This is a genomic window from Leifsonia psychrotolerans (assembly GCF_013410665.1).
Taxonomy (GTDB): domain Bacteria; phylum Actinomycetota; class Actinomycetes; order Actinomycetales; family Microbacteriaceae; genus Cryobacterium; species Cryobacterium psychrotolerans_A.
In genome coordinates this window covers 154,929-167,503 of sequence record NZ_JACCFM010000001.1, presented here as the reverse complement: position 1 = coordinate 167,503, position 12,575 = coordinate 154,929, and the positions used below count along the sequence as shown (strand labels likewise).

Below are 12,575 nucleotides of genomic sequence, written 5' to 3'. Positions count from 1 at the left end.
TTCTCTGGATGAGTCGTGTGACTCAGTGTGTCAACAGAATCTTCACCGCGGCGACGACCACACACACGACGGCGAGCGCCACACCTGCCAGGATGGTGCGCAGCGAGCTCTTCTCAGCACGGAGGTGGCTGAGAATCACGCCGAGCAGCGCCATGCGTCCGACTGTCACAAGTACGGCGACTGCCACCGCGGCCACCGGGGTGAGCCAACCGATCCAGGCGGCGGCCAGCAGCACAGCAGGAATTGTCGTCGACGACACAATCGGCATGGCATTGCGCAGCTCGTGGATGATTCCGGACCGCCCCAGCGACTCACCGCGGCGGGTTCGGTGTCCGACCAGTTCAGAGGTCAGATGCGCCAAATAGGTCGAAAATCCAGTTCCGAGAATCACGAACATGCCGCGGCCGTCCAGGATGTCGGCCGGGTTCAAAACGACCAAAGCCGCCAAGATGAGCAAGTTTCCGTACACGTATGCGGTGGTACGGGCGGCGACATCGTCGGCGGGGAGGCTCGGGCGGTTCTGACGATTCGTGCGAAACCAAGCCACGGGGTGGGAGCTCCTTCTGGTGCTGTCATGCGGGAAGACCACGCTAGCAGGCCGGGCTGGGTGAAAGCGTGGGCCTCGGCCCGGCACTCAGCTCGCGCGGTCCCGATGGGCGATCAGGGCCTCGATCACGAGCGCGTGATCATCGCGCTGCGGCAACCCCGAGACGCCCACCACTCCCACCTGCATGCCGTTCACGCGAATCGGGAACGCCCCGCCGTGCGCGGCAAAGGCGGCGACGTCGAGCCGGGAATCCGTGTCGAAGTTCGCACCACGCGACCGAAAATCGGTGCCGACGGCAAGCGATGAATGACCGAACCGGCGCACCACACGAAACTTGCGTTCCAGCCAGTCGTCATTGTCGGCGGATGCTCCGGGCAGGCCGGCATGAAACACCCGTTGGTCGCCGAGCATGATCGCAATCGCCACCGGATGCAGCCGTTCGCTGGCCAACTCGACGAGGTGCAGACCGACTGTCCACGCGTCGGCGTGGGTGAATGCGCTGAACTGAATCTCTCGTTCCTGTTCAAGCAGCGTCGCGAGCGCGGCCTCTTCGTCGTGGCGGTCGGTCATCACGGGCTCCTTCTCGGGCGGCTGGGGGCGGATGCGCTGATTCAGCGAATCTCCACCGTACGGCAACCCCCGCTTGGGCCACGAACCGCGCACACCGTGGCGCCGCAGGCCAGCCCACGCGTACGCTGGGCGCATGCGTGCGATTCTGGTGAGGTCCCCTGGCGGTCCCGAAAACTTGAGTGTGGAAAACGTGCCAGAACCGCTCGTCGGGGCTCACGACATCCGTATCGCAGTGGTGGCGTGCGGGGTGAACCGAGCAGATATCGCGCAGCGGCTCGGCCGATATCCGTCGCCGGCCGGAACGCCGCCGTGGCCCGGCCTGGAGGTGTCCGGCACCGTCACCGAGATCGGCCCTGCGGTCACACGCTTCGCCGTCGGTGATCGGGTCTGTGCTCTGCTCGGCGGTGGTGGATACGCCGAACAAGCCGTCGTGAATGAGGATCTCGTGCTGCGTGTTCCGGATTCGGTCGATCTCATCGATGCGGCGGGCCTGCCTGAAACGGTCGCCACTGTCTGGTCGAACCTGTTCCAGAGCGCCCGGTTGCAGCGCGGCGAGACCGTTCTCGTGCACGGTGGCGCGAGCGGAATCGGTACGACTGCCATTCAGCTGGCGCGATTGAGCGGCGCTCGGGTGGCAGTCACTGCCGGAAGCCCCGAGAAGCTCGAGGCGTGCCGTCGGCTCGGGGCCGACATTCTGATCAACTATCGCACCGAGCGGTTTGCCGACGCACTGAGGGACGCCACAGACGGGCACGGCGCCGATGTCATCCTCGATATCGTCGGTGGCGCCTCTGCGGCCGACAACGTGAGCGCGCTGGCCGTCGACGGACGCATCATGGTGATTGCCAATCAGAGCGGTGTGAACGCCGACTTCGACCTGTTCCGGCTCATGCAGAAGCGCGGACGACTCTGGGGCACCACGCTGCGCGCCCGGCCGCACGTGCAGAAGGCCGCGATCATGCAGGGCATCCAGGCGGATGTCTGGCCGTGGCTGGCCAGCGGAGAGTTCCACCCCGTGATCGACAGCCGGTTTTCGTTCGCCGATGCGGCCGCGGCCCACCGTCGGATGGAGGCGTCCGAGCACGTTGGCAAGATTCTGCTGACGCCGTAGCGGCACTCTGCCCGCAGCATCCGTCTGGAATCTCGTCGCCGATTCGCCGATTTACCTCGTTACGGCCGACTTTCTCTCGCGTGCCGGGGGAACTCGACCGAAAAGGGCGAAGGAGGCGAGGAGGCTGCCGCACGGGACACAGGGAAGCGCCGGGCAGGCCCTGCTACCGTGGAGGAAGCATCCACGTATTGGTGCACTCGTCGCGGCCTTTCGCGCACTCATCCCGAGGGGAATCCGCTCACAGTGATCCATGCCGTGAAGAACGTGAAGAACTGGTCTTTCAACACCTGCGCGATCACCGGATTTTCGCTCAGCAGCTTCGCCGTGATGCTGCTCATCGTGAACGCCCTCGCCCAGAACCTCTTCGTGGGCGTGCTGTTGCCGATCGCCGTCGTCGCGCTCGTTCTCGGCGGAGCGGTGTCTGTGCGCGCTCACTTCCTCTGGATCCAGGGGAACAAAGACCCCAAGAAGCCCGTTCGCCGAGGCCGACCGCTCAGCTGAGCCGACCGAGCTGAGCTGACTCAGCCGAGCAGACTCAGCAGGTATGGCAGCGCCATCACCGGCGTGAGCACGAGCGCAGCGTAGGCGGCCAGCTTCCAGACTCTGCGACGCGCGGCAGCGGCATCCACCTCGGTGGCGAGCAGCTCGAACGTGGCCGTCAGGCCGGCCGGAGTACGCACGCCGGGGTGCCGCACTGCCTCACCTGGCACAATCTGAACCGGCCCGGTCTCGTGCCAGGTGCCCGGGTCGTCCAGCAATTCTGCGACTTGATGCTGTTCTGTCGGACTGAGCACCGGAGTGAGGTTGGTCAGCCACCGTCGAATCTGCCACGCGTCGACAACCTTCACCTGCGCGGGCTTCTGCCGGATCGTCACGCGCTTCGAATCGACGAATGCGACGACGGGCTGCACCGGCGCGGGAAGCGGCATCCGCTCCTCGATGATGGCCGAGACTCGTTGTGCCTCGGTCTCGGCGTCAGGAATGTAGTTGCGCATCTGCCCATCGACCAGAAGCGTCGACTCCGCAACCCAAATCTCGGTGTCGCTGTGGTGCTTCGTATTCACTGTGAATATGCCGCACGGACCAATAATGAGGTGGTCGATGTCGAGCGCGCTGAGGCCGGCTGGGAGCGCATGAAGCACCGTCCACTCGGGCGGCAGCTGGTCGAGGATGCGGCCCATCGCGATTTCGCCCTGCGCTGCTTGATACCAAGCCGAAGCCTCGGCGCCCAACGGGGAGCGACCGAAGAATCGCGCGATCCTTGAGCGGGGCGGGGCATCAGCCTGGTGCCGCACGAGATTCTCAAGGACCGACTGGCCCGCGCAGCGCTGGCGCATGCTCAGAGTTTCGGTCACGGATCTCCTTGTCGGCTGAATAGAATCTAGCGGGCTGAACACGCCCGTGCGTAGCCCCAAATGGGGGGTTGTGGGCACGCCGTCACGCGGCGGTCGTCTGCGCTGTGTCACATCGAGCGCACTGCGCCGCTCAGCATTCTTGATGAGCCAGAAGAGGCGAGGGCCGAAGTCTTCGCCGGAACGATTGTAATCGCGTTGGGAGCGTGTGTGTGACGCGCCCCCGCCCCCACGCGAACCCCGCACCCTCGTCTCGCGGACTTCTCACTGCGGATGCTGGCGTAGCGTTGACCCATGAGAGCACGTCGGAATCCGGGTCGGGCCCCATGCGCCTGACCGTCCGTCAGGGCTTCGGCGTGGGGCGGCTTCTTCTTGCCGCCGCGGGAATAACCGGCTTGATCAGTAATTTCAATTACGTGCTCGGATTCAAGTCATTCGGTGCAAACAACTTCTTCACCTACTTCACGATTCAGAGCGCGATCGCCGCCGTCGTCATGTTCGTGGTCGCGGCCGCACTCGCCTTTCGACGGGCTGACGATCCGCCCTGGCTTGACGTGCTGCGCACTTTCGTCACGACCTACATCATCGTGTCGGGAATCGTCTTTGCGATCATGGTGGTGCAATCGTCGACGCGCGCTTATCGCATCGACGTGCCGTGGTCGGATCAGCTGCTGCACTTCTGGATTCCCGCCTTCGCGCTGATCGATTGGCTCTTCGACCCACACAAGACGCGGGTCTCCTGGCGCCTGATCGGCTGGGTGCTGCTGTACCCGCTCGCCTGGGGGGCCTTCACGCTCGTGCGTGGGTCGATTGTGGGCTGGTACCCTTACTTTTTTCTCGACAACAGCCAGGTCAGTCTCGCCGAGACCGCGGTGTACTGCTTAATCTGCCTCGCGATCATCGGCGGCATCGCCGCATTGCTCATCGCCACGTCGCGGCTCACACTGTCGCTCTGGTGGGAGGCCCGGCCCCGCGCGTCTACGATCCCGAGTGCGCCGCGAAGGGTTCCAGGCTCGCAAGCGCCACCGCAAGAACCTCATCGTCGCTCTGGGAGGCCAGCTTCAGCGCGCTCTGCGCGGTGACCACCCCCATCAGAACCGGCTGTCCGGTGAGCGGCATGAGGTTGACCCAGACCGAGAAGTCACCGCCGCCGACCGTGTTCCAGAGCGGGGCTTCGGTCGACCAGAACGGCTCCGTGAAGCGCAGCCAGACCTTGTCGAGCACGCCCATGCCGAGGGCGGCGATCGCACCCCGATGCGAGAACGGCAACGGCGGATCGAATTCGATCGCCTCGGCCTTCAACACCCCGAGCGGAACCGTCACGATCACGCGGTCGACCTTCACCGACTCGCCGGTGGCCAGCCGCAAGCTCACCTGCTCCGCCGTATGGGCGATGCGCGTGACCACAGTGCTGAGCATCACATCGAGCGCTGCCGCATCGCGTGTCAGAAGGTTTCCGAAACCACCCAGCACGATGCGGGCGTCCGCGTCGGCGGCGGCCATCTCACTCGGCGTCGAGGCGAACCAGGCGGAGACGGCGTCGGGCGCGGCACCGGTCACCAGGTCGAGCGAGGAGGCGAGCTCAAGACTCAGCCAATCGGCATCCGTGGCGCTGAAGTCGGCGTTCGCGGTGGGCGCGGCCGTGGCGGACGCCGTGGGCAGTTCGGGGGCGCCGGAACCGGTCAGCGCAGCTGCCACCGAGACATCCTGCTGCTGGGCCGCAGCCCAGGTGAGCGCGGCGGTCAGCAGGTCAGGGCCGGTCGGGGGCGCCTCAACGACCTGACCCGTGGGGGTGCGGGTTTCAGCGGGTGTCACAAACGGCGCCGTCGCGACGTCGGCCGCCGAGAGCGCAGCGTCGAGAGTCGTTGACGTGCTCGAGCGGATGAATGAGGCCCCCAACTCGATCGGGAACGGCCAGTCGGAGCCGGTCACGGTGTCGATCCGTCCACCGATGCGGTCGCGCGCTTCCAGCACCATCACGTCGAACCCCGCTGCGACGAGCTGGCGGGCCGCGGTGATTCCGGCCAGGCCGGCGCCGATGACCGCGACCTTCTCGCCCGCCGCGCCCACGTCGATCAGGGCCGTTGCGGCATCGCGACCGGTTTCCAGGGCGCCCTGCACCGTGCCGGGCGATGACTCAGAGACGGCCTCGCCGGCGAGGAAGATGCGGCCCTGCACGGGAACGCCCAACGCGGTGCGTTGCTCGGGCATCGACCCCACGCTCTGATAGCTGAAAGAGCCCCCCGCGAACGGGTCCGCCGACCAATTGGTGCGCTTCACGGCGAGCGGGGTGGGAATCGGAGATGGCGAGGGCGAGCCGGTCGGCACCGGCGAGAGGGTCGGCTCGGGGGTGGCTGTGCACGCGGTCAACGCCGCCAGGGTCAGACCGGACGCCGTGCCCAGCAGGAAGGTTCGACGATTGATCATCGGATGCGGATCCGATGGCGGTGAGACTCGGTAGCCGCCCGCGTCTGCTGCACATCATTCATAGAGTTCAAACTACAGGAGGAGGGGTCTGGAGGAACCCGTCGCCCAGCAGCTCCCGCACGCGCGGCAGCAGTTCTGCACCGAGTGCGCTCTCGTCGACCTCAAGCAACTGAGCCAGCGCGCCGATGATGGCACCGACGGACAGTTCGCCGTCGCAGGCGCCGATCAGCGCGGCGAGGGCGGTGTCGAGCTGCACGGAACGCCCGAAGCCGCTGCCCTGATGCAGCGTCATCAGCGTGGGATCGTCCTGACCCGGCCAGTAGTGGCGTTCCTCCGTGACGTCGGGCGCCACGGTCAGTGTGGCCTGGGCCAGCTCGGCGTCATCCGTGGCCACCTGCCAGTCGAAGGCGGTCAGGCATTCGGCAAGGTGAGCGCCGATTCCTGCGGCGTTGGAGCCGAGCGAGTCGTGCAGCCGTTCGAGACGACGCAGGCGGGCGGGCTCGGCCGCTGCTCGCGGCTGTGTCGACTGCGGACTACGCGGCGCGGGGCGGCGCAGCAGCATATAGCCGAAACCCACCTGGCTCACCCCGCGCGCCTCGAAATCATCGAGCCAGGCCCCGTAGAGGCGGTCGAAGTCGGCGGTGTCCGGGCGGGTGCCCCCGTCACGAATCCATGTCTCCGCATAGTCCGTCGGCCACTGCGCCTCGCGTTCGATGATCCAGGCATCGAGGGGGGCTGAGCCGTCGAGGGGTGTGTCGAGCCAGCCCCGCAGACGCTCGAATGCGTCGGCCTCCGCGTGATACTCCCAGTTGCCGAGCAGTTGGGCCACACCGTCGGGCGTGAGATGCTCGGCCGCGCCACGCACGACCGCCTCGACGATCGCATCGCCGACCAGCCCCCCGTCACGGTATTCATAGCTCGGCACCCCTTCCGTGCGGGGCGTGATCACGAACGGCGGGTTCGAGATGATGTGGTCGAAGCGTTCACCGGCAACCGGATCGAACAGGCTGCCGAGGCGAAATTCGATATTACGGATGCCGTTGAGCTCGGCGTTCAGAGCGGCGAGCTCGAGGGCTCGGGTCGAGATGTCCGTCGCGACGACCCGAGTGGCATGCCGAGCGGCGTGCATCGCCTGAATGCCGCAGCCCGTGCCGAGATCGAGCGCCGACTCGACGGGGGTGGGAATCATCAGTCCCGCGAGGGTGAGGGAGGCCCCACCGACGCCGAGCACGTGGTTTTCACCGAGGGCCTGACCGAGGGCGAGTTCGCCGAGATCCGACACGATCCACCAGCTGCCGGCGCCGTGTCCGTCGATGAAGCTGTAGGGTCGCAGGTCGAGTAGCGGCTGAAGCAGCCCCGACTGCGCGGTGTCTTCACCCGGCTCGCCAGCCGTAACCAAGCCGAGCGCTTCGGCCCCGGCCGAGCCGAGGGTGGGCAGTGCGGCGTCCAGATCCGCACGCGGAACCGGCAGTCCCAGCACGAAGACCCGAGCGAGGGTCGCCGACGGCTCGTCGCGGCCGAGTTTTTCGCGCAGGGCGGCGAGCGCGCGCAGCGCCGGAACCCGCTGGTTGCGGTGCAACGCGGCATCCGCAGCGCTCCCCCACAGCCCGGTGAGCGCGCTCACGCTGAAGTTGGCGGCAGAGAGGTCAGAGCGAAGCAGGTCGATCAGTGCAGAAGTCACTGAACCATTCAACTGCACCGAGCGCCCCGCCCACCATTTTCCCGAGCAACGCGCGCGTCAGAGCCAGCGCATCGTGAACGCCCGGGCGAGCAGGCCACGGGTCGGCGGCAGCGCCAGAGTGCGCACGAGCGCGTTCCGCGCCGTCAGACGGATGCCAGTGGCCGGGCGCCCCATGGCCATATTGAAGCCGGCCTGCCGCACCGCCATGCGCGCTGCACGCAGACGCGTACGCTCGTACCCGGCGAGCGCCGCCGCAGCACGTGCGGCAGCCGCGGCGCGCTGGTCGCTCGGTCCCGGTTGCAGCGCCAACTCGAGCACCGGGGCGAGCGCGACAGCGTCGAGCCAGCCGAGGTTCATGCCCTGCCCTCCGATCGGGCTGATCTCGTGCGCGGCATCCCCGACGAGCACCACCCGACCCGAGACCATGCGGTCGGCCAGACGCTGCTGCACCGCGAACGCACTCGCGGGCGCGCGTCGATCGCCGGCCGCCCGTGCAACATCGGAAGCACCGTCAGCACCGTCCGGAGTCGTGCCGCCACCGCGACCGACGGCATCCTCTCCCACACGATCGCGAATGAGGGCTGCCAGGTCGCTGACGGAGGAATCCAGCATGAGACTTTCCGTCAACGCCACCCAGCGGCGTCGACCCGCGGGCAGAGGGAACGACTCGACCACTCCCGCGCGTTCGAAGAACAACCGGGCGGTACTGCTTCGAACTCCCCGGTCGGCGAGGTCCGCCATCAGATAGCTCGCGCCCCGCCCGTAGGTACGCCAGCCGATTCCCGCCGCTGCCCGCACCCGACTGCGTGCGCCGTCAGCGCCGACGACGAAGCGCCCGCAGAACGAGCGGACTCCCGACTCGGTGCCGGATCCGACGTCGGTGGTGTGTAACTCCACACGGTCCCCCTGATCGAGGAGGCCTGAAACCGTCACCCCCTCGCGCAAACCGCCGGGACAGAGCTGGGCAAAACGTGCGCGCAGTAGCGACTCCGTCTCGTACTGGGGCAGGGCGGCAACGAACGGATGCCGCCCACCGACTCGCGTGAATGAGAGCCGCCCCATCAGGGCTCCGTCGCAACTGACCTCGCCCTCGGAGATCTTCACCGCGTCGGCCAGCAGGTCGTCGAGTACCCCGATCTGTTCGAGAGCACGCAGCCCAGGCGGATGGATACCGATCGCCCGCGACAACAGCGACGGCTCGGTGCGCCGTTCCACCACGACAATGTCGAGTCCGCGCACCGCGAGTTGGCAGGCCAGCATCATGCCAACCGGGCCTGCACCGACGATGATGACGTCGCGCAGACGAGCCTCCGCATCGGGAGAGTCAGGCACCCGTGCCCCCCGTGGAATAACGCAGCAGGTAGCGGGATGGCACCTCCCGAGTCACCCACCACCTCGACAGTCCGGCCACAGTCAGCACCGCGCGTAATTCGTCGACCGTGAAGCTGCGCCTGATCGAGGTGAGGCCGTCGGGGCGAATGTAAGAGTCGCGAAAGAAGGGCCAGGTTGCCAACCCGAACCCCAGGTAGCCCAGCCGGCTGCGTTCGATGTCGGCGTGCAGAACCACCTGCCGACAGAGCCGTTCCGAGTCGAACAGCAGCCCGCCCAGCTCGCGCGCGGTCAGGTGATGGAGAACATGATTCGAGACGACGATGTCGAAACGGGCGCCCTCACCAACCAGCTCCGAGCTGAACGCACGTCGAAAGGTCAAGCCGGGCTGTGCCGGCTGCGCAAGCGCATAGGTGTGAGCCCGCGCATCCGGATCGATGGCCGTCACATGCAACCGCAGCCCGTCCTGTCGCGCCCACGTCGTCAGCGACCGGGCGAGATCGCCGCCTCCCGCACCGATATCGAGCAGTGTGCGCGGCTGGTCGACGTGCAGCAGCGGGCGGATGTCGCGTCGATAGATCTGTCGCCAGCCCGAGACCACCGCGTTGACGACGGGAAAGCTCGCGTAGGTGCGTTCGAGGCGCACGGGGTCACAGTCGGGGCTATCCATGAGCTCGACGGCGTCGTCGTCCCGCACCCGCAAGGACCGCATGCTCCTCGCCGTCCTTACCCGCGCGCCACGGTGAGCAGGCCGGATTCGACAGTGAGTCCCGGACCGAAGGCCAGTGCGCAGACCCGCTCGCCGTCGGCAACGGTCGGGGCATCGACGATCGCCTTCAAGACGAACAGCACCGTTGCACTCGACATATTGCCGTAGCGGCGCAGGATCTCGCGGGACGGTGCCAGCTGTTCCTCACGCAGTTCCAACTTCGCCTCGGTTTTATCGAGAATGCTGCGCCCCCCGGGGTGGATCGCCCAGTGTGCGATGTCTGTCGCGACATCGAGCCGTCCGCCCGGAGCAATGCACTCGCGCAGCGTGGCATCCTGCGCCAACAGCGGTGTGAGGGCCCCTTCGATATGTTCATCGATGATGTGAGGCACATAGCTGCTCAGCACCATTTCAAACCCTTCGTCGCCGATCTTCCAGGCCATGTCGCCTTCGCCGACTGGGGTGATCACAGTCTCGAAGACGTCGAGGTGAAGAGCGGTCTCGCCCGGCGCGGGTGGGCGGGCACTCACGATTCCCGCTGCGGCGCCGTCGGCGAACAGCGAGGAAGCCACGATGGTGTCGGGATCGTTGGAGGTGCGCAGGTGCAAGGAGCACAGCTCGGCACTGACCACGAGCACGACGGCGTTCGGGTCGGCTTCGACAAACTGTTTCGCCGTGCGCAACGCGGGCATCGCCGCATAACAGCCCATGAAACCGAGATGGTAACGCTGGGTAGAGGGAGAGAGCCCCAACTCCCGCACGAGCATATAGTCGGGGCCCGGCGCATAGAAGCCCGTGCAGGAGACGGTCACCACATGTGTGACGTCGGCCGCCTCGATCCCCGGACAGTTCTGCAGCGCGAGTCTCCCGGCCTCGACGAAGAGCTTCGTGGCTTCGACGATGTACAGCTCATTGCGCACCCGGGTGCTCGGTGCCAGCAACTCCGAAGTCGCCGGGTCATAGAACTGAGGATTCTCGACATCGGCCTCGAGCGAGAGCTCCGAAATCACCGTGCGCCGGGTCTCGATCCCCGACATGTTGAACGAGGTTGCGACGAGGCGTTGGGCGAGGCGGCTGAGTCCTGGTTGGGCGACGAAAACATCGCGGACCTGGTCTTGCACCAGGATCGTTGGAGGAATCGCGGTCTGGAGTGCACGCAATGTGACGGCCATAGCTCAGTGTTGCACGCGCATCCGCCGGGCGGCACCCCCGATTTTTCGGCGGACCGTCCGGTTACGGCAGGCGAATGAGGTTACGGCAGGCGGATGAACAGACGGGTTCCCACGACGGCGAGCGCGAAACCAGCCGCGACGATGGCCGCCATGCCTCCGATGTAGGCGATCAGCGTTTCCGTCGAGTCGGAAGTGGCCCGCGACACCGTGATGAGAAACGCCAGGGCAGTGACGAGCGCGAACGGAGCAATCAGCAAGATCAGCCGTCCCGCGCGCCAGGGGCGGGCGATCGCAAGCCCCCGGCCGGGCAGGCTCGCGAGAACGACGCCGGCGACGCACCCCCAGAAGGCGACGACGAGCAGTCCGGCAATCACATCGCTGGGGCGATGCCATTGATTCGCCACCGTCGACAGCCCCGCGGCCACGGCGAAGGCCGAGCCCCACGCGCCCACCATGGGCCGAAAGCGGGGGCTCGAAACGAGAAAGACGGCGAGGGCGGATGCCGCGGCAACCGTCGTATGCCCCGAAGGGAATGAGTTGCTGGCGTAGCCAGACACCCCCAGATCCGGTCGGGACAGCACGCCGTATTTCAGGATCTGAGTCGTGGAGACGGCGGCGCCGGCGACACAGACGGCGACCAGCAAGGTGACCCAATTGCGGCGGGCGAGCGCGATGACCAGGGTGAGAACCAGCCCGATCACGGCCGAGACCAACGGCACTTGGTCGAGGAGGGTCTCGGCCACCGGAGTGACGCTGCGAGAACCGAAATCTGCGCCGTCAAAGGCCAGCTGATCGACGATCTGACCGCTGTAGCTGCGCACAAAGAATGCATACAGACCGACGAAAGCGACCGGGGCACCGAACGCCCCGGCAAGATACCGGGTCGGGCTGGAGGTCGAGAGGGTGCGCACGAACCAAGAGTGCCACAACCAGATGGGGGACTCCTCACAGCCCGTCGCCGGGTTGACAGCCTTCGTTACGCCAGATGTCTGGCTCCGTTGCGCGGGAGCAGCTCGGGTTCTTACTCTGTGACTCTGCCCTCGCTCCCTCTCAGAAAGAAGATCATGAGCCTTCTCGTCGATTCCGTCCCCACCGTCTCCGCCGCCGAGCGCGCCGAACGCCTCACTGCCGCGGGTGCGGCCTGGTCCGAACGGATCCGCGCCAATGTCGACAGTGCACAGCTGACCACACGGGTCTCCGGCGAGGGCGAAGGGTCCGTCGCCAGCCGTATCACCGTCGGCGCCCAGGTCTTCTTCGTCGACGAACCGGCAGCGTTGGCCGGTGACGACATCGCACCCAGCCCGGTCGAATACGCGCTGGGTGCGCTCATCTCCTGCCAGATCGTGGTGTACCGGCTCTACGCCCAGAACCTCGGGATTCGACTGGATTCGATCACCGCCACTGCCGAAGGCGACCTCGATGTGCGTGGGCTGTTCGGCGTCGACGAGAGCGTGCGGCCCGGTTTCTCCGCCGTACGGCTCACCGTGCGGGTGACGGGTCCCGAATCCGACGAACGCTACGCACAGCTGCATGCCGCCGTGGACAGCCACTGCCCCGTTCTCGACCTCTTCGCCAACCCGACCCCGGTCACGGTGACACTCGTCGCCAATTAGAGGCCTTTTCCCTCTGCGTCGCCTGCGTGGCGTACACCGAATGTTCAAGAACGTCTGGTCGAAT

At 66.6% G+C, this 12,575-nt stretch carries 13 protein-coding genes; 4 read left to right on the top strand and 9 right to left on the bottom strand.

Annotated elements, in window-relative coordinates:
• Positions 1-22: 22 nt before the first annotated feature.
• Together HNR05_RS00805 and HNR05_RS00800 are read right to left on the bottom strand one after the other, a co-directional pair.
• A complete protein-coding gene (locus HNR05_RS00805) occupies positions 23-547 on the bottom strand; it encodes a hypothetical protein (RefSeq protein WP_179577289.1) in 525 nt (174 codons plus the stop codon).
• 87 nt (positions 548-634) lie between these two features.
• Positions 635-1,252, bottom strand: a complete 618-nt coding sequence (locus HNR05_RS00800; protein WP_343062408.1) for a heme-degrading domain-containing protein — start codon at positions 1,250-1,252, stop codon at positions 635-637.
• Here HNR05_RS00800 and HNR05_RS00795 point away from each other — a divergent pair.
• Both HNR05_RS00795 and HNR05_RS00790 read left to right on the top strand, forming a co-directional pair.
• The gene (locus tag HNR05_RS00795) at positions 1,251-2,228 is read left to right on the top strand and encodes an NAD(P)H-quinone oxidoreductase (RefSeq protein ID WP_179577288.1); all 978 of its coding nucleotides are present in this window, start codon (positions 1,251-1,253) and stop codon (positions 2,226-2,228) included. The genes HNR05_RS00800 and HNR05_RS00795 overlap by 2 nt on opposite strands.
• A 255-nt stretch (positions 2,229-2,483) precedes the next feature.
• Positions 2,484-2,729: a hypothetical protein gene (locus HNR05_RS00790; protein ID WP_179577287.1), complete on the top strand. Its 246-nt coding sequence runs from the start codon at positions 2,484-2,486 to the stop codon at positions 2,727-2,729.
• Between the two features lie 20 nt (positions 2,730-2,749).
• Here the strand turns inward: HNR05_RS00790 and HNR05_RS00785 are convergent, their stop codons facing one another.
• Positions 2,750-3,583 (bottom strand): NERD domain-containing protein, encoded by an 834-nt coding sequence (locus tag HNR05_RS00785; RefSeq protein ID WP_179577286.1) that lies wholly within the window; start codon positions 3,581-3,583, stop codon positions 2,750-2,752.
• A 323-nt stretch (positions 3,584-3,906) separates the two neighbouring features.
• Between HNR05_RS00785 and HNR05_RS00780 the strand changes: the two genes are divergently transcribed.
• On the top strand, positions 3,907-4,662 hold the full coding sequence (locus tag HNR05_RS00780) for a Pr6Pr family membrane protein (protein WP_179577285.1): 756 nt from the start codon (positions 3,907-3,909) through the stop codon (positions 4,660-4,662).
• Here HNR05_RS00780 and HNR05_RS00775 read toward each other — a convergent pair.
• The 6 genes from HNR05_RS00775 to HNR05_RS00750 form a co-directional block, all read right to left on the bottom strand.
• Entirely contained in the window at positions 4,559-6,007 is a 1,449-nt protein-coding gene (locus tag HNR05_RS00775; RefSeq protein WP_179577284.1) for a flavin monoamine oxidase family protein, read from the bottom strand. The genes HNR05_RS00780 and HNR05_RS00775 overlap by 104 nt on opposite strands.
• Positions 6,008-6,074: 67 nt before the next feature.
• Positions 6,075-7,688 (bottom strand): DUF7059 domain-containing protein, encoded by a 1,614-nt coding sequence (locus HNR05_RS00770; protein ID WP_343062406.1) that lies wholly within the window; start codon positions 7,686-7,688, stop codon positions 6,075-6,077.
• A gap of 57 nt (positions 7,689-7,745) precedes the next feature.
• Entirely contained in the window at positions 7,746-9,020 is a 1,275-nt protein-coding gene (locus HNR05_RS00765) for an FAD-dependent monooxygenase (protein WP_218868775.1), read from the bottom strand.
• Complete coding sequence (locus tag HNR05_RS00760; RefSeq protein ID WP_179577282.1) at positions 9,013-9,729, bottom strand: class I SAM-dependent methyltransferase; 717 nt, start codon at positions 9,727-9,729, stop codon at positions 9,013-9,015. Before HNR05_RS00760 ends, HNR05_RS00765 begins: the two co-directional genes overlap by 8 nt.
• 14 nt (positions 9,730-9,743) lie before the next feature.
• The gene (locus HNR05_RS00755) at positions 9,744-10,898 is read right to left on the bottom strand and encodes a type III polyketide synthase (RefSeq protein ID WP_179577281.1); all 1,155 of its coding nucleotides are present in this window, start codon (positions 10,896-10,898) and stop codon (positions 9,744-9,746) included.
• A gap of 80 nt (positions 10,899-10,978) precedes the next feature.
• Positions 10,979-11,809, bottom strand: a complete 831-nt coding sequence (locus tag HNR05_RS00750; RefSeq protein WP_179577280.1) for a phosphatase PAP2 family protein — start codon at positions 11,807-11,809, stop codon at positions 10,979-10,981.
• A 153-nt stretch (positions 11,810-11,962) separates the two neighbouring features.
• On the opposite strand from HNR05_RS00750, the gene HNR05_RS00745 reads away from it, so the two are divergent.
• A complete protein-coding gene (locus HNR05_RS00745; RefSeq protein WP_179577279.1) occupies positions 11,963-12,511 on the top strand; it encodes an OsmC family protein in 549 nt (182 codons plus the stop codon).
• Positions 12,512-12,575: the final 64 nt, after the last annotated feature.